This is a genomic window from Pseudomonas sp. Snoq117.2 (genome assembly GCF_900110545.1).
GTDB lineage: Bacteria > Pseudomonadota > Gammaproteobacteria > Pseudomonadales > Pseudomonadaceae > Chryseomonas > Chryseomonas benzopyrenica.
In genome coordinates this window covers 506,668-529,237 of the sequence record NZ_FOED01000003.1, presented here as the reverse complement: position 1 = coordinate 529,237, position 22,570 = coordinate 506,668, and the positions used below count along the sequence as shown (strand labels likewise).

The 22,570-nt window shown below is 66.1% G+C and carries 17 protein-coding genes and 2 pseudogenes; 10 read left to right on the top strand and 9 right to left on the bottom strand.

The window, feature by feature from the left end; translation table 11 throughout:
* Nucleotides 1-121 precede the first annotated feature (121 nt).
* Nucleotides 122-1,606 carry a polyphosphate:AMP phosphotransferase gene (pap, locus tag BMZ43_RS11830; protein WP_093253731.1) on the top strand — a complete coding sequence of 495 codons (1,485 nt, stop codon included), beginning with the start codon at nucleotides 122-124 and terminating at the stop codon, nucleotides 1,604-1,606.
* A 418-nt stretch (nucleotides 1,607-2,024) separates the two neighbouring features.
* Here pap and BMZ43_RS11825 read toward each other — a convergent pair whose 3' ends face one another.
* Complete coding sequence (locus BMZ43_RS11825; RefSeq protein ID WP_007160189.1) at nucleotides 2,025-2,234, bottom strand: cold-shock protein; 210 nt, start codon at nucleotides 2,232-2,234, stop codon at nucleotides 2,025-2,027.
* Nucleotides 2,235-2,501: 267 nt separating this feature from the next.
* On the opposite strand from BMZ43_RS11825, the gene BMZ43_RS11820 reads away from it, so the two are divergent.
* The 3 genes and pseudogenes from BMZ43_RS11820 (at nucleotide 2,502) to BMZ43_RS27360 (ending at nucleotide 7,698) form a co-directional block, all read left to right on the top strand.
* Nucleotides 2,502-5,972: an acyl-[ACP]--phospholipid O-acyltransferase gene (locus tag BMZ43_RS11820; protein ID WP_093253727.1), complete on the top strand. Its 3,471-nt coding sequence runs from the start codon at nucleotides 2,502-2,504 to the stop codon at nucleotides 5,970-5,972.
* 25 nt (nucleotides 5,973-5,997) lie between these two features.
* Nucleotides 5,998-6,840: pseudogene (locus BMZ43_RS27365) on the top strand (MCP four helix bundle domain-containing protein); the annotation flags it as partial.
* Nucleotides 6,826-7,698 (top strand): methyl-accepting chemotaxis protein, encoded by an 873-nt coding sequence (locus BMZ43_RS27360; protein ID WP_371913877.1) that lies wholly within the window; start codon nucleotides 6,826-6,828, stop codon nucleotides 7,696-7,698. The pseudogene BMZ43_RS27365 and the gene BMZ43_RS27360, both read left to right, overlap by 15 nt.
* A gap of 48 nt (nucleotides 7,699-7,746) precedes the next feature.
* Here the strand turns inward: BMZ43_RS27360 and BMZ43_RS11810 are convergent, their stop codons facing one another.
* The 6 genes and pseudogenes from BMZ43_RS11810 to BMZ43_RS11785 form a co-directional block, all read right to left on the bottom strand.
* Nucleotides 7,747-8,697, bottom strand: a complete 951-nt coding sequence (locus tag BMZ43_RS11810) for a sugar-binding transcriptional regulator (protein ID WP_093253719.1) — start codon at nucleotides 8,695-8,697, stop codon at nucleotides 7,747-7,749.
* 176 nt (nucleotides 8,698-8,873) lie between these two features.
* Nucleotides 8,874-9,675 (bottom strand): annotated as a pseudogene (locus BMZ43_RS11805) (SDR family oxidoreductase).
* Nucleotides 9,676-9,741: 66 nt separating this feature from the next.
* Nucleotides 9,742-10,506 (bottom strand): SDR family oxidoreductase, encoded by a 765-nt coding sequence (locus tag BMZ43_RS11800; protein WP_017641537.1) that lies wholly within the window; start codon nucleotides 10,504-10,506, stop codon nucleotides 9,742-9,744.
* Between the two features lie 14 nt (nucleotides 10,507-10,520).
* Nucleotides 10,521-12,026: a sugar ABC transporter ATP-binding protein gene (locus BMZ43_RS11795; RefSeq protein WP_093253712.1), complete on the bottom strand. Its 1,506-nt coding sequence runs from the start codon at nucleotides 12,024-12,026 to the stop codon at nucleotides 10,521-10,523.
* Between the two features lie 104 nt (nucleotides 12,027-12,130).
* On the bottom strand, nucleotides 12,131-13,063 hold the full coding sequence (locus BMZ43_RS11790) for a sugar ABC transporter substrate-binding protein (protein WP_093253707.1): 933 nt from the start codon (nucleotides 13,061-13,063) through the stop codon (nucleotides 12,131-12,133).
* A gap of 56 nt (nucleotides 13,064-13,119) precedes the next feature.
* Nucleotides 13,120-14,115, bottom strand: coding sequence for an ABC transporter permease (locus BMZ43_RS11785; protein WP_064307131.1), 996 nt, complete (start codon nucleotides 14,113-14,115; stop codon nucleotides 13,120-13,122).
* 336 nt (nucleotides 14,116-14,451) lie between these two features.
* Between BMZ43_RS11785 and BMZ43_RS11780 the strand changes: the two genes are divergently transcribed.
* From BMZ43_RS11780 to BMZ43_RS11770, 3 genes are read left to right on the top strand one after another with little or no spacing between them, the layout of a single operon-like run.
* A complete protein-coding gene (locus BMZ43_RS11780) occupies nucleotides 14,452-15,288 on the top strand; it encodes a transketolase (RefSeq protein WP_017641541.1) in 837 nt (278 codons plus the stop codon).
* Nucleotides 15,278-16,234: a transketolase family protein gene (locus BMZ43_RS11775; protein ID WP_093253702.1), complete on the top strand. Its 957-nt coding sequence runs from the start codon at nucleotides 15,278-15,280 to the stop codon at nucleotides 16,232-16,234. Before BMZ43_RS11780 ends, BMZ43_RS11775 begins: the two co-directional genes overlap by 11 nt.
* A 40-nt stretch (nucleotides 16,235-16,274) precedes the next feature.
* Nucleotides 16,275-17,747, top strand: coding sequence for an FGGY family carbohydrate kinase (locus BMZ43_RS11770; protein WP_093253697.1), 1,473 nt, complete (start codon nucleotides 16,275-16,277; stop codon nucleotides 17,745-17,747).
* Nucleotides 17,748-18,117: 370 nt separating this feature from the next.
* Here the strand turns inward: BMZ43_RS11770 and BMZ43_RS11765 are convergent, their stop codons facing one another.
* Nucleotides 18,118-19,908, bottom strand: coding sequence for an ATP-binding protein (locus tag BMZ43_RS11765; protein WP_093253693.1), 1,791 nt, complete (start codon nucleotides 19,906-19,908; stop codon nucleotides 18,118-18,120).
* Entirely contained in the window at nucleotides 19,905-21,254 is a 1,350-nt protein-coding gene (gene algB, locus BMZ43_RS11760; protein WP_093253688.1) for a sigma-54-dependent response regulator transcription factor AlgB, read from the bottom strand. The genes BMZ43_RS11765 and algB overlap by 4 nt, the downstream gene beginning before the upstream one ends.
* A 442-nt stretch (nucleotides 21,255-21,696) precedes the next feature.
* On the opposite strand from algB, the gene BMZ43_RS11755 reads away from it, so the two are divergent.
* Genes BMZ43_RS11755 through BMZ43_RS11745 form a run of 3 tightly spaced genes read left to right on the top strand, consistent with a single transcriptional unit; the run spans nucleotide 21,697 to nucleotide 22,377 of the window.
* Nucleotides 21,697-21,951, top strand: coding sequence for a hypothetical protein (locus BMZ43_RS11755; RefSeq protein ID WP_007160204.1), 255 nt, complete (start codon nucleotides 21,697-21,699; stop codon nucleotides 21,949-21,951).
* 10 nt (nucleotides 21,952-21,961) lie between these two features.
* Nucleotides 21,962-22,186 carry a hypothetical protein gene (locus tag BMZ43_RS11750; RefSeq protein ID WP_177344803.1) on the top strand — a complete coding sequence of 75 codons (225 nt, stop codon included), beginning with the start codon at nucleotides 21,962-21,964 and terminating at the stop codon, nucleotides 22,184-22,186.
* A 29-nt stretch (nucleotides 22,187-22,215) separates the two neighbouring features.
* Nucleotides 22,216-22,377 carry a DUF1328 domain-containing protein gene (locus BMZ43_RS11745; protein WP_007160206.1) on the top strand — a complete coding sequence of 54 codons (162 nt, stop codon included), beginning with the start codon at nucleotides 22,216-22,218 and terminating at the stop codon, nucleotides 22,375-22,377.
* Nucleotides 22,378-22,570: the final 193 nt, after the last annotated feature.

Genomic DNA, 22,570 nt, shown 5'->3' with positions numbered 1-22,570 from the left:
GAGATGCCAAATTTCATCTAAACGTCATATTTCCTTCATGAGATCTAGCAGCGGGCACCGCCTGCCGCCAGGCCGGTCAGAAGGGCTATAGTTGCCCGACCACCAGAGCGAGGAGATCCGGATGTTCGAAGCCGCCGAAAACGAACACCTGCTCGACGAGGCCACCTACGACGCCAAGCTGCCCAAGCTGCGCGAAGCGTTGCTGGCCGCCCAATACGAACTCAAGGCGCAGGGCCGTTTCCCGGTGATCGTACTGATCAATGGCATCGAGGGTGCGGGCAAGGGCGAGACGGTCAAGCTGCTCAACGAGTGGATGGATCCGCGCCTGATCCGCGTCGAGACCTTTCTGCAGCCCACCGTCGAGGAGCGCCAGCACCCGCCGGCCTGGCGCTACTGGCAGCGCCTGCCGGGCAAGGGTCGGACCGGCGTTTTCTTCGGCAACTGGTACAGCCAGATGCTGCATGGGCGGGTCAACAAGGCGCTCAGTCGCGTCGAACTGGATGCCGCCATCGGCCAGGCGGAGCGTTTCGAGCGGATGCTCGCCGACGAGGGCGCGCTGATCCTCAAGTTCTGGTTCCACCTTTCCAAGCCCCAGCTCAAGCAGCGCCTGAAGCACCTCAAGAACGATCCTCGCCTGGGCTGGAAGCTCAGTCCGCTGGACTGGCGCCAGGCCAAGGTCTACGACCGCTTCGTCAAGGAGGGCGAGCGGGTGGTGCGGCGGACCCATCACGACTACGCCCCCTGGCACGTGGTGCCCGGTTTCGACGAGCGCTTTCGCAGCCTGACCGTCGGCACCGTGCTGCTCAAGGCGCTGCAGCGCGCCCTGGCCAACAAGCCGCGCAAGCAGCGCCGGGCCGCCGCCGTGCTGCCGCCGCCGGTGGATGGCCGCGGCGTGCTGGAGGCCATGGACCTGAGTCAGCGCCTGGACAAGGCCGATTACGAGGACCAGCTGCTCGCCGAGCAGGCCCGCCTGGCGCGGCGCCTGCGCGACAAGAAGTATCGCCGTCATGCCCTGGTGGCGGCCTTCGAGGGCAACGATGCCGCCGGCAAGGGCAGCGCCATCCGCCGTGTCACCGGCGCCCTGGATCCGCGCCAGTACCGCATCGTCCCGGTGGCCGCGCCCAGCGACGAGGAACTCGCCCAGCCCTATCTCTGGCGCTTCTGGCGGCACATTCCGCGCCTGGGCAATTTCACCATCTTCGATCGTTCCTGGTACGGCCGGGTGCTGGTGGAGCGGGTAGAGGAGCTGACACCGGTCGCCGACTGGCAGCGGGCCTATGGCGAGATCAACGACTTCGAGGAGCAGCTCCACGACGCCGGCATCGTGCTGGCCAAGTTCTGGCTGGCCATCGACCAGGACACCCAGCTGGAGCGCTTTCGTGCCCGCGAGGAAACGCCCTTCAAGCGATTCAAGATCACCGAGGACGACTGGCGCAATCGCGACAAGTGGGACCTCTACAGCCAGGCCGTCAACGACATGGTGGTGCAGACCAGCACCGCCATCGCGCCCTGGACGCTGGTGGAGGCCAACGACAAGCGATTCGCGCGGGTTAAGGTGCTGAGGACACTCAACGAGGCGCTAGAAAGGGCGTATGACAAGGGCTGAGCCAATGCCTGGGCTGATTGGCTGATTATCGAGGTTTGCGGCCACCCCTTGTTTAGCCCCCTCGGGCGAGTCACTTTTGCCAGTCGCGGCTGCGCGCCCCGGACAAAAGTAACCAAAAACGCTTGCCCCGCCATCCGGCCCCGGCTGCGCCGGGGGCCGCTCTCTCCATCGTCGCTCCAGGGGGCCCGCCGCGAAGGGCCTTCCCTGGCCCTCGCGACTCTCGCGGCATCCATGCCGCTCGACCCCTTACGCAACGATTGCGCTCGCCCTACTGGGAGGGGCATTGGGCGCGCCTGAGGCTTTGTGTGGTTTGGGCAGCCAGCGTCTTTGTAGCGGAGATGGACGATTCCGCAAAACCCAAATCCCAGAAACGAAAAAGCCCCGCCGAAGCGGGGCCTTTCTGCAACCGGATCAGTCGTTAGACGACTTGAACCTGGTCAGCTTGCATACCCTTCTGGCCTTTGACAGCCACGAAAGTGACCTTCTGGCCTTCGCTCAGGCTCTTGAAGCCGGCGCTTTCGATGGAGCGGTAGTGCACGAACAGGTCGGCGCCGCTTTCCGGGGTGATGAAGCCGTAGCCTTTCTCATCGTTGAACCACTTGACGGTGCCATTTTCACGATTGGACATGAGTATCTCCAGGTGTAGGGGGAACAACCACGTTAGCGAGACATTCGCTAGCGGGACTGTAATGCGAGAGTGAGACGAGCCAGGAGATGAAAATGAAGCAACATCAAGCAGGTATCGAGTAACTATTGCAGTAGCAGTGCCCACACCATACTCGCTTTCGCGAGCTTGTATAGCCCTGATTCGCATATTTGTTGACCAGTGGCGCTGCTTGCGCTGCCAGGGCGTCTCACTCAGGCTACGGATTCCCCTGCTCGAAAGAGACTCCGCATGGACAAGCTGCACCGGATCAAGGGGGCCTGGCCCTACCTGATCGCCGTCTTTCTCAACGCCTTCGTCGATCTTGGCCACAAGATCGTCATCCAGAACACCGTGTTCAAGGTCTATGACGGTTCCACCCAGGTGGTGCTGACCGCCCTGGTCAACGGCATGATGCTGCTGCCCTTCATCCTGCTGTTCAGTCCCTCCGGCCATGTGGCCGATCGCTTCGCCAAGGTGCGGGTGCTGCGGCTCGGCGGCTGGGCGGCGGTGGCCATCACCCTGGGCATCACCCTGGCCTACTATGCCGGGCTGTTCGAACTGGCCTTCGCCATGACGCTGTTGCTGGCCATCCAGGCGACCTTCTATTCGCCGGCCAAGTACGGCTACATCAAGGCGCTGTTCGGCAAGCAGCGGCTGGCCGAGGGCAACGGCCTGGTGCAGGCCAACTCCATCATCGCCATCCTGGCTGGCACCGTGGTCTTCACCGCCTTCTTCCAGCTGCACCTAGGCGAAGACCACGCCACGCCCCACGCCATCCTGCAGGACATCGCGCCGCTGGGCTGGCTGCTGGTGCTCTGCAGCCTGGCCGAGGTGGCGCTGCTCTATCGCCTGCCGCTGCTGGAAGAGCCCAAGCCGCGCGAGCCGTTCGACTGGCATGCCTATCTGCGGCTGCAGACCGCCCGGCGCAACCTGGCGGTGATCGGTGAGAATCCGGTGATCCGCCTGTCGATCATCGGCCTGGCGGTGTTCTGGTCGGTGGGCCAGGTGCTGCTGGCGAGCTTTCCGGCCTATGCCAAGGATCACCTGGGCATCGACAACGTGCTGCTGTTGCAGGGCATCCTGGCCTGCGCCGGGATCGGCATCGCCATCGGCTCGTCCCTGGCCAGCCGGGCCTCGCGCGGGCGCATCGAGACCGGGCTGATCCCGGTGGGCGCCCTGGGCATCGCCCTTGGCCTGTGGTGGCTGCCGGCGCCCAGTTCGGCCCTGGTGCATGCGCTCAATTTCATTTTCATCGGGCTGATGGGTGGCCTGTTCATCGTGCCGCTCAATGCCCTGATTCAGTTCCATGCCCGTGAGGACCAGCTCGGCACGGTGCTGGCGGCCAACAACTGGGTGCAGAACGTCGCCATGCTGAGCTTTCTGGTGCTCACCGCGGTGATCGCCCTGCTCGGCCTGGACAGTCACTGGCTACTGCTGCTGATCGCCGCCGTGGCCCTGATCGGCGGAGCCTATACGGTGTGGAAACTGCCCCAGAGTCTGGTGCGTTTCCTGCTCGGCCTGATGGTCACCCGTCACTACCGCATTCAGGTCCAGGGGCTGCAGAACCTGCCGGCCCAGGGCGGGGTGCTGCTGCTGGGCAATCACATCAGCTGGGTGGACTGGGCCATGGTGCAGATCGCCAGTCCGCGCCCGGTACGCTTCGTGATGCTCAGGTCGATCTATGAGCGCTGGTACCTGAAGCCCTTCCTCAAGGCGATGGGGTGCCTGCCCATCGCCCAGGGCAGCGGCGCCGGCGCGGCGCTGGAGCAGGTGGCTGGCCTGCTGAGTGCGGGGGAGGTGGTCTGCCTGTTCCCCGAAGGCGCCATCAGCCGTACCGGCCAGCTCGGCGAATTCCGCCGCGGCTATGAAAAGGCCTGCGAGCGGGTCGGCCCGGAGGTGCAGATCGTGCCCTTCTATCTGCGCGGCCTCTGGGGCAGCCAGTTCTCGCGTTCTTCGAGCAAGCTCAAGGAGCTGCGCGACAGTCCGCTGCACCGCGAGGTGGTGGTGGCCTTTGGCAAGGCGCTGCCCAAGGACACTCCGGCCGATGTGCTCAAGCGGCGGATCTTCGAGTTGTCGATTCGCTCCTGGGAGCGCTATATGCAGGGCCTGCCGTCGCTGGCCGACGCCTGGGTGGCCAGTGTCAAGCGGCGACCCAACGGCCTGGCCCTGGTGGACGACCTGGGCGCGCCGCTCAAGGCCGCCCAGGCGCTCACCGGCGCTGCCTGCCTGGCGCGGCGGATGCGCAAGCAGCCCGAGGCCAATCTCGGCCTGCTGCTGCCCACCAGCAGTGGCGGCATGCTGGCCAACATGGCGGTGCTGCTGGCCGGCAAGACCCTGGTCAATCTCAACTACACGGCCACCCCCGAGGCCCTGGCGTCTGGCCTGGACCAGGCCGGCATCCGCACCGTCTACACCTCCCGGCGCTTTCTCGAACGCCTGCAGAGGCGCGGTCTGCCGGTGGAGGAGTTGCTCGCCGGACGCGAGGTGGTGGACCTGGAAGAGCTGCGCGCCGGCATCGGCAAGGCCGAACTACTGGCCAACTGGCTGGCGGTCCGGCTGTTGCCCACCGCCATGCTGCAGGTGCTGGTGAGCCGCGCCCACGATCCCGCGGCCACCGCCGCCATTCTCTTCTCCAGTGGCAGCGAGGGTACGCCCAAGGGGGTGATGCTCAGCCACAGCAACCTCATGGCCAATCTCAAGCAGACCTCGGACGTGCTCAACACCCAGGACGACGACGTCTTCATGGCCTCGCTGCCGCTGTTCCACGCCTTCGGTCTCACCGTGACCCAGTTCCTGCCGCTGATCGAGGGGGTGCCGGTGGTCTGCCAGGCCGATCCCACCGACGTGACCGGCATCGCCAAGGCGGTGGCCACCCATCGCGCCACGGTGCTCTGCGGCACCTCGACCTTCCTGCGGCTGTTCGTGCGCAACACCAAGGTGCATCCGCTGATGCTGGAGAGTCTGCGCATCGTGGTGGCCGGTGCCGAGCGCCTGGATCCGGCGGTGCGCGAGGCCTTCAAGCTCAAGTTCAACCAAGACATCTACGAAGGCTACGGCGCCACCGAGACCGCGCCGGTGGCGTCGGTCAACCTGCCCGACGCCCTGGACGTCAGCTACCTGCAGGTGCAGCGTGGCGGCAAGCTCGGCACCGTGGGCATGCCGCTGCCAGGGACCGGCTTCAAGATCGTCGATCCTCAGACCTTCGCCGAATTGCCCACCGGCGAGGCGGGCATGGTGCTGATCGGCGGACCGCAGCTGATGCAGGGTTATCTGAACGATCCCGAGCGCACCGCCAAGGCGATCCGCGAGATCGACGGCGAGCGCTGGTACGTGACCGGCGACCAGGGTCGGCTGGACGAGGACGGCTTTCTCACCATCGTCGACCGCTATTCGCGCTTCGCCAAGATCGGCGGTGAGATGGTCAGCCTGGGCGCCGTGGAGCAGGCCCTGGCGCGGGCGGTGGCCGATCCGGAGATCGAGCTGCAGGCGGTCAATCTGCCGGATGCCAGGAAGGGCGAGCGCATCGTGGTGCTGCATACCGGCACCCTGGACGGCGCGGCGCTGGAAAAGACGCTGCTGGCCCAGGGGGTGAGCGGACTGCTGCTGCCCTCGGCCTGGCTGGCGGTGGACAGCCTGCCGAAACTGGGGACCGGCAAGGCCGACGTGGCCGGCGCGAAACGTCTGGCGCAGACGCGGTTGAGCGAGGCGGGGGAGGCCTAGGCGATAAATCGTCCATCCGGCGCCGGTGAACCCTAAAGCCTGGCGCCGTTTGGCCGATCATGAGGAGGCTAATCTTTTTTTCGAGGTCTTGCCGGTGAAGCTACGCTCCCTCAACATCGCCCCGCGCGCCCTGGTCGCCTTTGGTTTCTTCGCCCTGCTGGTGATCGGCCTCGGGCTGTTTTCCCTGGGCCAGAATCGCGTCATCAAGGAGGGCGAGGAGCAGATCGTCGGCAACGTGATTCCCAGCGTCCAGGTCATCGGCGAGATCCGCGCCGACCTGCTGAGTCTGCGCATGCACAACCAGGGCCTGATGCTGGCGACCTCCAACGCCGAGACTCAGGCCGTGCACAAGGCCATCGACGTGGCCAAGGCCACCCTGGAGCAGCACGTGCGCCAGTTCGACGCCCTGTTGCTCACCGACACCGGGCGGGAGGTCTACACCCGGATGACCGGCCAGCTGGCCACCTACCTGAACAACCAGAATCGCTATCTCAAGGCGCTGGACGACCAGAACGACGCCGAGTTGCTCAAGCTCGCCGGTCAGGACGGCGAGATGGCCCGCAGCGGTAACGCCCTGAGCGCCACTGTCAACGAACTCGCCGGGCTGGTCGATGGCAAGGTCACGCGTCTGGCCGCTGCTTCCATAGCCAGCTACCACAACGCCATCGCCATCACCGTGGCGGTGATGGTGGCGGCTCTGGCCGGTACCCTGCTGCTGGCCTGGCGCTTCACCCGCAGTCTCACCGGGCCGCTGGAAAAGGCCCTGGCGGTGGCCGAACGCATCGCCGCCAATGACCTCAGTCGGTCGGTCGAGCAGGACGGGCGTGACGAACCCGGCCGACTGCTGGCAGCCATGGCGCGGATGCAGGACAACCTGCGCGGCACCCTGGAGCGTCTGACCCTGTCGTCCACCACCCTGGCGTCCACGTCCGATGAGCTGTCGACGGTCACCGAGACCGGCCTGCGCGGCATCCAGCGGCAGAACGACGAACTGGCCCAGGCCGCCACCGCCGTCAACCAGATGACCGCCGCGGTGGAAGAGGTGGCGCGCAACGCCGCTGCCGCCAGCGCCGCCGCCCAGGATTCGCGCACCTCGGCCGATCTCGGCCAGCGCCGGGTGGAGGAGACCCTGACCACCATTCACGCCCTGCACACCGCCGTGGCCTCCAGCAGCGGCGAGATCGACGGCCTGGCCGCCCAGGTGCAGCGCATCAGCGGGGTGCTCGACGTCATCCGCGGCATCGCCGAACAGACCAATCTGCTGGCGCTCAACGCCGCCATCGAAGCCGCGCGGGCCGGCGAGGCGGGGCGCGGTTTCGCCGTGGTGGCCGACGAGGTACGCGCCCTGGCGGCCCGCACCCAGCAATCCACCGGTGAGATCGAAGACATGATCGGCGCCATCCAGGGTGGCGCGGGCAAGGCGGTGGACGCCATGGCCACCAGCAATCAGCAGGCCGGTGCCTGCCTGACGGTGGCCGCGGCCGCTGGCGAGGCCCTGGCCGAGATCGGTCGCCACATCGTGCAGATCACCGAGCGCAACCTGAGCATCTCCGCTGCCACCGAAGAGCAGGCCCAGGTGGCCCGCGAGGTGGATCGCAACCTCACCAGCATCCGCGACCTGTCGACCCAGAACGCCGCCGGGGCCGAGCAGACCGCCGCCGCCAGCACCGACCTGGCGCGCCTGGCCGGTGACCTGAATGGTGCGGTGCGGCAGTTCCGCTTGTAGGCAGCACAAGACAGCGCAGGCGTGCCCCGCCTCAGCGGCGCGGTGCGCTCAAGGCACCAGCGCCAGGGCCGTGCGCAGATCCACCACCAGGACATCCAGATAGCCACCCTGGAGGGCGCCGCGGATGGCGTTGACCTTGCGCAGGCCGCCGGCCAGACCCACCACGCGGTCGATCTCCAGCAGTTGCGGCAGACCCACCGACACTACGGTCTCTTCACTGTCGTCCAGCACCGGCCGGCCCTGGGCGTCGAAGTACCTGAGGCAGATGTCGCCCACAGCGCCGCGGGCGGCCAGCACTTCCAGCATGGCCTCGCCATGGTAGTTGCCGCTGTTGCGTAGGAGCTGCGAAGGCTCCAGCTCGCCGATGCCGACCAGGGCCATGGTGAGCCGGGCGAAGCGTTCGGTCACCTCGCGTACCTCGTCCAGTTGCAGGATGCGCTGGCGACTCTCGGATGACTGCTCGATGCTCTGGGACGGCAACAGATAGGCCGGGCAACCGAGCAGATTGGCCAGTTGTTGGGTCAGCAGGGTGGCTTCGAAAGCCCCTTTGTTGCCGACCCCGCCGAGCAGTTGCACCACCTCGGTCGCGCCCTGGCGACTGCTGCCCCGATGCATGTGGCCGACCATGGCGCGGATGGTGGAGCTCCAGGAAGAGATGCCGATGTGGTCCTTTTCGGTGACGCTGGTTTCCAGGTAGTGGGCGGCGGCCGAGCCGATGGCCTGCTTGATGGCCTCTTCGTCGTCACCGGTGGGCTCCACCACGATGGCCTGGCGAATGCCGTAGCGCTGCTGCAGCTGACGCTCCAGTTCCAGGTGGAAATTGCGTGGCCGCTGCACCGAGATGCGCACGATGCCTTCCTTGAGCGCTCGGCTCAGGGCGCGGCTGACGAAGGATTGCGACAGGTCGAGCTGTTCGGAGATCTGCGACTGCTTGAGTCCCTCTTCGTAGTAGAGGGAGGCGATCTTGGTCAGCAGGCGTTGTTCTTCGAGGTTACTCATCCAGATTCCCGGTACCAGCGGCTAGGTCGCGCCCAGGGTCGCCAGGCCGGCCTGGCCATGACGAACCGCCGAAAAGCAGGCACGTACCTGTTAGAAAGGCGCATTTTCCCGCTATTTTCCCTCAGCCTCTCGCTGGACGCCAAGGCTTTTGCGGCCTGGGCGCCCAGGGGGCGATCTCAGGACATGATGAGGCCACCGTCCACATTGATCGCCTGGCCGGTGATGTAGGCCGCGTCCGCCGAGGCCAGGAAGGCCACCAGGCCGGCCACGTCGGCCGGGGTGCCGGCGCGCTTCATGGGGATGTTGCCGACCCATTCGGTCATCAGCTCGCCCTGGCCATAGCGCTTTTCCGGGGTGGAGAGGATCTTGCCCCAGACCCGGTCGTTATAGTCCCACATCTCGCTTTCGATGATGCCCGGGCAGAAGGCGTTGACCGTGATGCCGTGGCGCGCCAGTTCGTGGGCCAGGCTCTGGGTGATGCCGATGACGCCCATCTTGCTCGCCGCATAGTGGGGCGTGTAGATGAAGCCCTGGCGTCCCTGGCCGGAGCTGGTGTTGATCAGGCGTCCACTACGTCCGGCGGCGACCATGCGCCTGGCCGCCTCGCGGCAGCACAGCCAGACGCCGGTGGTGTTGACCTGCAGGATACGATCGAAGTCCTCGCGCGGCATGCGGTCGAAGGCGTCGATGGGTGATGATTCCGGCGTTCTGCACCGAGACGTCGATGCGGCCGAAGCGGGTTTCGGCCTGGGCATAGAGGTCGGCCACCGCCGCCTCGTCGGTGATGTCCACCACCAGCGGCAGGACCTCGGCCCCGGTATCGGCCACCAGCCGTGCAGCGGTCTCATGCACCCGCTCGGCATTGGACACCAGTACTAGATTGGCACCCTCACGACCGAAGCGCTCGGCGATACCCTCGCCGATGCCCCGGCAACCGCCGGTGATGACTACGGTTTGATCTGCGAAGCGACGTTCCACGTGAAACCTCCTGAAGTCTGGCGGCAGCCCGGCGCAGGCTGGCTGTGCCGAATCGCCAGCGACGTGTTACCAGCAGACGAAACCACCATCGACGATCAGATCCACCCCGGTGCAAAAGGATGCGGCCGGGCTGCAGAGGAAGATCGCCGGACCGACCATTTCCTCCACTTCGGCCATGCGGCCCAGCGGGGTGGTCTGCTCGAAGATCTTGACCTGGTCGGCCACCTCGGGACGGGTGTTCATGGGGGTGGCGGTGTAGCCGGGGCTGATGCAGTTGACCCGGATGCCGCGCTCGGCCCATTCCATCGCCAGGCTCTTGGTCAGGTGGATGACGCCGGCCTTGGAGGTGTTGTAGTGGGCCTGCAGCAGGCCGCGGTTGACGATGCTGCCGGACATGGAGGCGATGTTGACGATGGCCCCCTTGCCGCGCGGCAGCATGACCCGCGCCTGGGCCTGGCAGCTCAGCATCACGCCAGTGAGGTTGATGTCGAGCATGCGCTGCCAGCGCTCCAGCTCCAGTTCCTCGGCGGCTTGGGCGTTGGCGATGCCGGCGCTGTTGACGGCGAGGCTCAAGGGGCCGAGTTCGGCCTCGGTGCGGGCCACGGCGGCTTCCAGGTCAGCGGCGCTGGTCACCGAGCCTTCCAGGGCCAGGGCGCGGCGGCCGTGGGCCTGGATGCGCTCGACGGTGCCGGCGAGGTCGCGACTGCCGGGCAGGTCGAAGCAGGCCACATTGGCGCCAGCCTCGGCGAGGCCGACGGCGATGGCCTGGCCGATGCCGCTGCCGGCACCGGTGACGAAGGCGGTCTGGCCGCCGAGATCGAAGAGACGCATGAGAAAACTCCTAGTCAGGCGGTAGCCAGTTCCATCACGGCCACCGGAGTGGCCTGTTCGCGTTCGAGAATGCCCATCTGCTGGCCACGGCTCATCACCATGACCCGGTGCGACAGGCCGAGCACCTCGTCGAGATCCGAGCTGACCACGATCACCGCCATGCCGGTGGCCGCCAGTTCAGCGATCACCTGGTAGATGGCGGCGCGGGCGCCGACGTCGATGCCGCGGGTGGGCTCGTCGAGGATGAAGACCTTGGGGTTGCGCGCCAGCCACTTGGCGATGATCACCTTCTGCTGGTTGCCACCGGAGAGGGCGGCGATGGCCTGCTCCGGATGGCCCTTGACGCCGAGCCGGGCCACCGCCTTGCGAGCGAAGGCGCGCAGGCCACCGGGGGACACCCAGCCACCGGCGGCGAGCAGGTCGGTGTTGCCATAGATGAGGTTTTCCTCGATGGCATGGTCGACCACCACGCCCTGCTGCTTGCGATCCTCGGGCACCAGCACGATGCCAGCCTGGATGGCTTCGCACGGGCTGGCGAAGCGGCAGGCCTGACCTTCCAGCACCAGGGTGCCGGTGACCTGCTCGGCCGCGCCGGCTATGGCGCGGACCAGCTCGGTACGGCCGGCGCCGACCACCCCGGCCACGCCGAACACCTCGCCGGCGCGCACACTGAAGTCGATGTCCTTGAGCGGCATTTCGCGGCAGCTCAGACCCTTCACCCGAAGCACCTCGCGGGCCGCGGGCGCGGCCATGGCCGGAAAGATGCGCTCCACGCTGCGCCCGACCATCTCTTCCACCAGTTGCCGCACCGGCACCTGGGCGGTGGCGTGCAGGGCGATCTGGCGGCCGTCGCGCAACACCAGGACCCGGTCGGCGATCCGCGCGATCTCTTCCAGGCGATGGCTGATATAGATGAAGGACACGCCCTCGGCCTTGAGCCGCTCGACCTGGGCGAACAGCAATTCGGTCTCTTCGCCGCCCAGGGCCGCGGTGGGTTCGTCGAGGATCAAGAGGCGCGCCTTGAGGGTCAGCGCCTTGGCGATCTCCACCAGCTGCTGGGCGGCCACACTGAGGCCGGCCACGGTGCGCGTGGCGGGTACCTTCAAGCCGAGGCGATCCAGTTGGCGCTGGGCCTCGGACTCCATGAAGGTACGATCGATGCGACCGCCGCGCATGGGCAGGCGACCGACGAACATGTTCTCGGCGATGGTCAGCTCCGGCAGCAGGCGGATTTCCTGGTGAATCAGGCCGATGCCGGCGGCCAGGGCGGCGCCGGGAGAATCCGGAGCGTAGTCGCGCCCCAGCCAGGTCATGCGCCCACCGGTCTCGGGCGGCACCAGGCCGGCGATGATGGACGACAGGGTGGACTTGCCGGCCCCGTTCTCGCCGAGCAGGGCCAGGACTTCACCGGGCTGGATATCGACGTCCACCCCGCTCAGCACCTCGATGCCGGCGTATTTCTTGCCGATGTTTCTCAGGCTGAGGGCGGCGGGCTGTTCCAGGGGCATGACGGCGGACATGGGGCCTCCGAAGGGGGGGGGACTGAACCGGTGCCTCCATTGCAAGGCACATAAGGCATGGGCTGGATGCGGCGGGCGCTGCCCGCCACTGGCCAGTCCTACTGTTACGGATGGTTCTCGATGAAGGGGGCGACGTTATCCTTGGTGGTCAGGATCGCCTCCTGCAACTGCTCCTTGGGCAGCTGCTTACCTTCCTTGAGCGCCACCGCCGATTCCAGGGCCAGGCGACCCATCTTGCGAGTCTGCTGGGTCATGGTGGCGGACAGGGTGCCGGCGGCCACCGCCTTGAGACCGGCCACGTCGCCGTCGAAGCCGACGATGGTCACCGGATGATCGAGGTTGGCTACCTTGACCGCCTGGGCAGCGCCAAGGGCCATGGCGTCGGCGCGACCAAAGAAGACGTTGATGTTGGGGTCACGCTGGAGCATGTCCTGGGCCACGGCGAAGCCCTTGTCCTGGGCCCATTCGGCAGGCTGCTGGGCCACCACCTTCAGCTCGGGAAATTTGGCCAGGCCTTCGGCAAAGCCCTTGGCGCGATCGTTTTCCGGCGTGGTGCCGATCTGGCCCTGGAGGATAGCGACGCGGCCCTTGCCTTCGGTGACCTTGCCGACGTATTCGGCCAGGGTGCGGGCGGCGGCGACGCTGTCGCTGGCGATGAAGGTGTCACCGGGGGCGTCGGGGGCATTGCGGTCCACCGCCACCACCGGGATGCCGGCGGCCTTGGCCGCCTTGACCGGAACACCGGCGGCGGTGGCGCCGGCCGGGATATAGATCAGGGCGTCGACCTGGCGTGTGATCAGATCCTGGATCTGGTTGACCTGGGTCGCCGAGTTGCCCTGGGCGTCCACGGTGATGACCTTGATGCCCTTGGCCTTGCCCTCGGCCTCGACGGCCTGCTTGATCTGATTGAAGAAGTCGGCCTGCAGGTTGGCCACGGCCAGCCCCACGGTGAGTTCCTTGGCCTGGGCATTGAAGGCAGTGGTGCAGGTCATGGCGGCGAACAGGGTACTGAGCAACAGCTTCTTGGGGGTCAGCATGGATGGCACTCCGTTGTTATTGTTGTACTGCGATGACGAGACGAAGCAGAGCAGACCTAGCGCTGCCCGTTACGGCGGCGCAGGGTGTCCAGGGTGACGGCCAGGGCGATGACGATGCCGATGATCACCTGCTGCACGAAGGGCGAGACTCCCAGCAGATTTAGGCCATTGCGCAGCACGCCGATGATGAGCACGCCCACCAGGGTGCCGCCGACGCTGCCCACGCCGCCGCTGAGGCTGGCACCGCCGATCACCACCGCGGCGATGGCATCCAGCTCCATGGACAGGCCGGCGCTGGGCTGGGACGAATCCAGCCGCGCGGCCATGGCCACCGCGGCCAGGCCCGCCAGGGCCCCGCTCAGGGCATAGATCCAGATGGTGAGGGTGCGCACCTTGATGCCCGACAACCGCGCCACCTCGGCGCTGCCGCCCATGGCATAGAGGTTGCGGCCACCGGCGCGAAAGCGCAGGAAGACCCAGGCCACCAGCAGCATCAGCAGGAAGAGGCCGACGGTGACCGACAGGAAGCCGAAGTGCCGTACCGTGGCCAGGCTGGTGAACCAGTCCGGAAAGCCGACGATCTGGCGGCCGTCGGTAAGGATGTTGGCCAGACCCCGGGCCACCGACATCATGGTCAGGGTGGCGATGAAGGCGGGCAACCGTGCCTTGGCGATGAGCATTCCCGACACCAGGCCGCACATCAGACCACCGAGGATGGCTGCGGGAATCGCCAGGCCCAGCGGCCAGCCGATGTCCTGATAGAGCCAGCCCAGCAGCATCATGGAAAAGGCCAGCACCGAACCCACCGACAGGTCGATGCCACCGATGACGATGACCAGGGTCATGCCGATGGCCAGGATGCCGAGCACCGTCACCTGATCAAGGATGTTGAGGGCGTTGCGCACGGAGAAGAAATACTCCGAGGCGAAGGAGAACACGGCGATCAGCAGCGCCAGACCGATCAGCGGACCGCCGACGTTGCGGGGCAGGCGTAGCGCCAGGCGGGCGAGTGGCTTGGCGGGTGGCGAGGCGGTCGGGGCTTTGGCGTCCACGAGCTTCTCCTGGGGTTATTGTTCTTGTGTAGGGCTCGCTTGAATATTTATGCGTGCCTGATTTTTAATTCAGACTCTGCCTGTTCCGGGTGGAAGTCAAGCGCCTTTTCATCGCTGTATGCCGAACGCGATGGCTTCGGCAATCCCGCATCCAGCAACGCATTCTATCCGCTCGCCAGATCGCCAATGGCCTTTCCTGGCTATTGACGACCCTGCGGATTGGGGTCTAAATGATAAATATATTTTCAGTGACGAATAAATATTCATAAGACGCCCACTGAAACCTCGGCAGGCGTCTGCTCCATCGCAGCTTCGGATACCCGAGGGGGTCGCCTGATGAATCCGTTCCAGTACGACGTCGCGCAGATTCGCGAAAAGGCCCGGCTGATCCGCCGGCGCGTCATCCAGCTCAATGCCGGCTCGCCTGCCGGCGGCCATACCGGGGCGGATCTGTCGGAGACCGACATCCTCGCCACCCTCTATTTCCGCCTGCTCGACGTCGCCCCGGAACGCCTCGCCGATCCCCAGCGCGACATCTACATCCAGAGCAAGGGTCATGGCGTCGGCGGCCTCTACTGCTGCCTGGCCGAGGCCGGCTACTTCCCGCCGGAATGGCTCGACACCTACCAGCACTTCGATTCCCACCTGCCGGGTCATCCGGTACGGCAGAAGACCCCCGGCATCGAGCTCAACACCGGCGCCCTCGGCCATGGCCTGCCGGTCGCCACCGGCATCGCCCTGGCCGCCCAGCGCGATGGCAGTCCGCGCCGCGTCTATGTGCTGACCGGCGATGGCGAACTGGGCGAGGGCTCCAACTGGGAGTCGGCGCTGACCGCCGCCAAGTATCGGCTGGACAACCTCACGGTGATCGTTGACCACAACCGCCTGCAACTGGCCGGCCCCACCGCCGAGATCCTGCCGCTGGAGCCCCTGGCCGAGAAGTGGCGCGCCTTCGGCTTCCATGTGGTCGAGTGCGATGGCAACGACGTGGCCCAGCTGGTGGAGACCCTGGAAGCGCTGCGCGATCACCGCGGCCAGCCCCAGGTGCTGATCGCCAATACCGTCAAAGGCAAGGGGGTTTCCTTTATCGAAGGCAAACCCGAATGGCACCACCGGGTGCCCAAGGGCGACGAGATCGCCGCTGCACTGGAGGAGCTCGACCATGGCCACTGATACCCAGACCCCGGGCGAAGCCCATCTCGCCAGCGTCATGGTCGAGGCCTTCATCGCCGCGGTGGACGCTGGCGTCGACCTGGTGCCGGTGGTCAGCGATTCCACCTCCACGGCCAAGATCGGTCCTTTCGTCAAACGCTTCCCCGAGCGCCTGGTCAACGTCGGCATCGCCGAGCAGACCCTGGTCGGGGTGGCGGCTGGCCTGGGCCTGGCCGGCAAGGTGGCGGTGACCTGCAACGCCGCGCCCTTCCTGATCTCCCGCGCCAACGAGCAGGTCAAGGTGGACGTCTGCTACAACAGGTCCAACGTCAAGATGTTCGGCCTCAACGCCGGGGCCAGCTACGGCCCCCTGGCCAGTACCCACCACAGCCTCGACGACATCGCCGTGATGCGCGGCTTCGGCAACGTGGAAATCTATGCCCCGGCCGATGGCAGCGAATGCCGGCAGATCGTCGAGCACGCCCTGGCCCATGACGGTCCGGTCTATATCCGCCTGGACGGCAAGGCGCTGCCCGATCTGCACGGGCCCGACTATCGTTTCGTCCCCGGTCAGGTCGACGTGCTGCGCCAGGGTCACGACGTCAGCCTGGTGGCCCTGGGCTCGGTGGTCCATGAGGCGGTGGACGCCGCCCGGTTGCTGGCCGAGCAGGGCATCAGCGCCCAGGTGATCAACCTGTCGTCGATCCGTCCGCTACAGCGTGAAGCCCTGCTGGAAGCCCTCTGCGCCGCCCGCGGCGGGGTGGTCACGGTGGAAGAGCACAACGCCAACGGCGGGGTGGGCAGTCTGGTGGCCGAGGTCATGGCCGAGGCCGCCCTGGGGGTGCCGCTGATCCGTCTGGGCATCGCCGATGGCGAGTATGCTGCCGCCGGCGCGCGCGGGCCGACCCGCGCCAAGCACGGCATCGACGCTGCCGGTATCGTCGCTGCGGTGCAGCGCCTGCGCTGATACGCCGGCGCCTAGGACAAGAACAACAACAGGAGCTGTCATGGCCGCCGAACCGCTGATCCTCGCCCTCGACGAGGGCACCACCAATGCCAAGGCGATCCTGGTGGATCGCGCCGGGCGAGTCGTGGCCCGCGGGTCCCGGCCGCTCACGGTCGAGCATCCCCAGGCGGGCTATGCCGAGCAGGATCCCCTGGCCATCTGGCAGGCGCTGCAGGGCGCCATCGGCGACTGCCTGGCGCAGACGGACGCGCCCCTGGCGGCCATCGCCATCAGCAACCAGCGCGAATCCGCCCTGGCCTGGGAGCGCCGCAGCGGTCAGTTGCTCGGTCCGCTGGTGAGCTGGCAGTGCAAGAGATCCCAGCCGCAGTGCGAGGCCCTGCATGCTGCCGGTCACGGCGAGGCGATCCTGCAGCGCAGCGGTCTGGCGCTGGACCCGATGTTTTCCGCCGGCAAGTGGCGCTGGCTGCTCGAGCAGATCCCCGACGGCACGGCCCGCGCCGCAGCGGGCGAAATCTGCCTGGGCACCGTGGACAGCTGGCTGCTCTGGCAACTCAGTGGTGGCACGAGCTTTCTCATCGACGCGGCCAACGCGGCCCGTACCCAGTTGCTCGACCTGCGGGGCGGCGACTGGGACCCGCAGCTGCTGAGCCTCTTCGACATTCCTCGGGCGGCGCTGCCGGAGATCCGACCCAGTGCCGGCTACTTTGGCGAGACCCGCGCCCAGGGCCCCCTGCCAGCCGGTCTGCCGATCCTGGCGATGATCGGCGATTCCCATGCGGCCCTGTTCGGCCAGGGCGGTTTCGTGCCGGGCAAGGTCAAGGCCACCCTGGGCACCGGTTCCTCACTGATGACGCCCATCGCCGAGCCGGTGGTGTCCGCCCATGGCCTGGCTACCACCCTGGCCTGGCGCCTAGGGGATACCCCGACCTTTGCCCTGGAAGGCAACATCGTCCACACCGGCGCCGCCGTGGGCTGGACCGCGCGCCTGCTGGGCGGGGCCGGAGAGCTGGAGACCCTGGCCGCGGAAGCCGCGGCGCTGCCGGACAATGGCGGGGTCTATTTCGTCCCGGCGCTGGGCGGCCTGGGTGCGCCGCACTGGCGGGCCGAAGCCCGTGGGCTGTTCTGCGGTCTGGCCGAGAACTGCGGGCGGGCGCACCTGATGCGCGCGGCGCTGGAAGCCATCGCCTACCAGATCCGCGACGTCTTCGACGCCATGCAGCAGGACAGCCCGACGCCCCTGGAAGAACTCTGGGTGGATGGCGGCGCCACGCGCAACGAATGGCTGCTGCAATTCCAGGCCGATCTCCTGCAGCGGCCGGTGATCTGCAGCCTGTCGCCGGAGGTCTCGGCGCTTGGCGCCGCCCACCTGGCCGGCCACGCCCTCGGCTGGTGGCAGGACGCCGCGGCCCTGGCCGATCTCGAACGACCCCGTCGCCGCTATGAGCCGCGGGCTAATGCCGTACCCGAGCTCTACGCCGGTTGGCGCCAGGCCCTGGCGCGAACGCTGCTGTAGAGACCGTAGGTTGGGTTGAGACGACTCCATCGGCGAAGCCCAACAATACGGATTCGATCTGGGCATTATTGGGCTTCGCTGCGCTCAACCCAACCTACGGCGGCTCTCCCGAAAGGAGAGGCGGCTAGATCGTAGGTTGGGTTGAGACGACTCCATCGGCGAAGCCCAACAATACGGATTCGATCTGGGCATCTTTGGGCTTCGCTGCGCTCAACCCAACCTACGGCGGCTCTCCCGAAAGGAGAGGTGGCTAGATCGTAGGTTGGGTTGAGACGGCTCCATCGGCGAAGCCCAACAAAGCGGATTCGAGCTGCGCACCGTTGGGCTTCGCTGCGCTCAACCCAACTTACGGCGGCCCGTACCGCCTGGCTCAGGTCGGCAGGGTCATGAAGATCTGGGTGCCCTGACCGGGGCGGGAGACCACGCCGATACGACCGCCGTGCTGGCGGATGATTTCCTTGCACAGGGCCAGGCCCAGGCCGGCGCCGCCCTTCTGGCTACCGATCTGCACGAAGGGCTCGAACACCCGGCCCTGCTGGGCATAGGCGATACCTTCGCCATTGTCCTGTACCGCCATCAGCAGTTGATCGTTCTGGCGCAAGGCCTGGATGACGATACGGCCGCCGGCCGGGGTATGGCGCAGGGCATTGCTCAGCAGGTTGTCGAACACCCGGCCCAGTTGTTTGAGATCCAGGCTGACCCGCGGCAGCGGCGTGTGCAGCAATTCGACGGCCAGCTCGACATCGCGCTCGCGGGCCTCGTCGGCATGACGACCACGGGCTGCCTCCAGCAATTCGCCGATTTCGCTCGGCAGCTTTTCCGGGCGCTGCAGGCCACTCTGGTGGCGGGAATAGTCCAGCAGGTCGTTGATCAGCTGCACCAGGCGATGGGTTTCCTCGTCCACCGTCTGGAGCAGAAAGGCCTCGCGGGAGTCCGGCGCCACCTTGAGGCGTTCGCGTAGCAGACCAAAGGCCATGTGCATGCCGGTGACTGGAGTGCGCAGTTCGTGGGAGGCGCGCAGGACGAATTCGTTGCGCACCCGATCGAAGGCGCGCTGCTCGGTGACATCGCGCAGCACCATGAGCGCCCCGACGCTGCGGCCGTCGGCGTGGTTGACCGGGGTCAGACTCCAGGCCAGCAGCCGCACCTCGTCGTCGACGCGGATCTCCAGGTCCTCGGGCGCCGCATCCAGGGCGCCACCGGCCAGCACCCGTTGCACACTCGCTTCGATTTCCGGGCGTTCCAGGGCGGCGATCAGGGATTCGCCCAGGTGGTTCTCGTTCCAGCCCAACTGGCGGCAGGCCACCGGGTTGGCGTGCTCGATGTTGCCCTGGGGATCGAGGATCACCAGGCCGTAGTCGATGCTGTCGAGCACCGCCTGCAGGCGCCGCTGCCCGGCCACCAGGGCCTCGACATTGGTCTGGCTGAGACGGTGCAGGGCCTGGGCCATGTTGCCGAAGCGACGACTGAGCAGGGTGAATTCGGCGATCTGGGAGGTGGGCAGCTGGACGTCGAAATTGCCCTGGCTGATGCGCTCGGCGGCCTTGGCCAGGCCGTCGATGGGACCGGTGAAGCGCCGCGCGATGCCGTTGGCGGTGACCACCCCGGTGACCAGGATGGCCACGCCGATCAGCGCCAGCAGCAGGGCGATGATCACCGCCCGGTCATGGGCCTCGTCTTGCATGCGCTCCAAGGTCACCACGTAGCTGCGCTGCAGGTCGTAGATGCGCGTGCGCAGCGCATTGAGGGTTTGCTGGAAGCCGCGATCGGCACGCAACTCGCTATAGCCCGCCGGTGGTGAGCGCAGGTAGTCGGCGAAGCGCTGGTAGCGCTGTTTGACGTCTTCCAGGATGGCCAGCTGCTCGGGATTGCGCATCTGGCCTTCGACCAGTTCAAGGTATTCCTGGAAGCGCTGCTGGGCCGCCACCAGTGACTGCGGATTGGGTGCTCCGTCGAGCATCTGGAACAGGCTGTTGCTCAGCTCCTGACGCATGTTCAGCGTCAGGTTGATGAAGTCCAGGTTGCTGCGGGTCTGGACGCTCTGCTCGCGGGCCAGATGCAGGACACTGACCAGGCCCACCAGCAGCCCGATGAGGGCCACGGCGATCAGCGCGGAGATGCTGAGAAAGAGGCGGGTGTGCAGCTTGATCGGCAGTTTCATAGCCCGTACTGCTTACGTTTTCGATAGAGCGTGGAGGCGTCGATGCCCAGGGTCTTGGCGGCCTGGTCGAGGGTCTCGCTGGTGGCCATCACCGCGGCGATGTGGGCGCGCTCCAGGGCCTCCAGGCTCAGCGCCTCGCCGACCCGCGGGGCGCTGGCGGCGCCACTGGTGGCCGGGCTGTCACCCAGGCCCAGGTGATTGACGTCCACCAAATCCTGGCCACAGATGATGCTGGCCCGTTCGATGACGTTGCGCAGCTCGCGGACGTTGCCCGGCCAGCCATAGTTGCGCAGGGCCTCCAGGGCCGCCTCGCTGAAGCCATGGGCGGGACGGTTGTAGTCCTTGACGAAACGGGCGAGGAAACGCTCGGCGAGATCGACGATGTCTTCCTTGCGTTCGCGCAGCGGCGGCAGGGTGAGCACGATGACATTGAGGCGATAGAGCAGGTCTTCGCGGAATTCGTTTTCCGCCACCATCTGTTCCAGGTTGCGGTTGGTGGCGGCGAGGATACGCACGTCGGCACGGCGCGTCACCGGATCGCCGACGCGCTCGTATTCCTTGTCCTGGATGAAACGCAGCAGCTTGGGCTGCAGGGCCAGGGGGAAGTCACCGATCTCATCGAGAAAGAGGGTGCCGCCATCGGCCTGGCTGACCCGGCCGAGGGTGCTCTCGCTGGCCCCGGTGAAGGCGCCGCGGGTATGGCCGAACATCTCGCTTTCCATCAGGTCGGCGGACAGCGACGGGCAGTTGATGGTGACGAAGGTCTTCTTGGCGCGCCGACTCCAAGCGTGGATGGCCCTGGCCAGTTCGCCCTTGCCGGAGCCAGATTCACCGAGGATCAGCACGTTGGCGTCGGTGGTGGCGACCTGCCGGGCGGTTTCCAGGATGCTCATCATTGCCGGGCTGCGCGAGTCCAGGCCGGCGCTGGACTTGCGCACCTCGCCTTCGAGGGCTTCCAGGCGCGCCGAGAGCTGGCGGAATTCCAGCTGCTTGGCCGCGGCCATGCGCAACTGATCGGGGCTGCAGGGTTTCACCAGGTAGTCGGCGGCGCCGGCTTGCATGGCGTCCACCGCGGTATCGATGGCCGAGTGGGCGGTGACGATCACCACCCGCATCCAGGGCGCCTGGATACGCATCTGCTGCAGCACGTCCAGACCGTTGTCCGCACCCAGGCGCAGATCGAGAAAGCAGAGATCGTAGACCTGCCGCAAGAGCAGGGCTTCGGCCTGGGCCGCGCTGTTGGCCGTGGCCACGCTGTAGCCGGCGTCTTCCAGACAGAAACGAAAGGTCCGCAGGATGGCGGCTTCGTCGTCCACGAGGAGGATGCGACCGCTGGTTTGTTCCATGACGGGAAAACTCCGGGCCCAAGGGGCCGAAACGCACTAAAGGACAGGGCTGGCAATTAGTCCATGATACATCGTGCAAGTTGCAATCCGCTGGGCCACTAGGCGATTCATCGAAGCCACCAGTGATGTCGTGCAGAACGCAACCCGATGGGCTGAACAGGGGAAAAATCCGCTTTTTGGCCGGGTGACAGGAAGCTCATGGCCACTTTTGCCGCTGCGCCTGGTAAACGAACAACCGGCCGCCCTCCAATACCCCTCTGGACATCATGCAAAACGCAATGCTCCAGACGTTGCACCTTGCAAGGTGCATGTGTGGCTACACCCGGTGAAAAACATAAGTCATTGTTTTATAAGATAAAAAAGCTTTTCAAAAAGCTGGCACGCAGTCTGCAATCTCCTTGGCAAGCCGGCCTTAGGGCCAACGGACTGCAGGAGAGACCCGATGATCAGCCAGACCCTTCGCAAGCACTTGGTAGGTACTGCGCTCTTCGCTTGCTTCGCCAGCGCCGCCGTCGCTGCCCCCCAGGGCCAGGACGTCAGCCGCGAACAGGCACTCATCGCCTCTACCCGCATCGCTGCCCAGGCCATGGTGCCGGCAGCCAAGCCGCTGGCAAGTCAAGGTCGTGGGGAACTCAAAGCCATCCCGGCACAGTCCAACGGTGACCGTCTGGTGAAGCAGACCCGCTGGGTATTCTGAGGTCATGACCATGATGTGGATGCTGCTGGTGATTGGGTTGTTCGCTGCAGTGACGGTCATGAGCATCGGTATGTTGCTCAGTGCTTTGATGATGGGTCGTGCGCTCAATCAGACGCACAACCTCAATGGTCTGGATCTCGATCTGACCACTGTGGAACCACGGATGGCGAGTCTGGATACCCAGGATTTCGCTAATAAAACCAATGCTCGCTGGACAGGTGCTGTCGTCCGCTGAGTGCACTTGTAATACATAGGAGAAACACCATGCTGAGCTGGGCTATCACTTTCCTGATCATCGCGATCATCGCAGGCGTCCTGGGTTTCGGTGGCATCGCCGGTACCGCCACCAGTATCGCCAAGATCCTGTTCGTGCTGTTCCTGGTGTTGTTCGTGGTGTCGTTCTTCATGGGTCGCCGTCGTCCCTGACGCCAGCCCCATGAGCAAGACAGGCTGCCGGTCGTGACGACCGGCGGCTGAGGCTCTGTCATCGGATTGCAGCTTTAAGCCGATTCAATGAGCAACCTCGAAGTCGTCTCCTCACCCGAGACGCAAGGGCCACATGGTCGGGACGCTCTGCAGTTAGGGAGGGTTCCAAGAGTACAGGGAGTACTTTCGCACT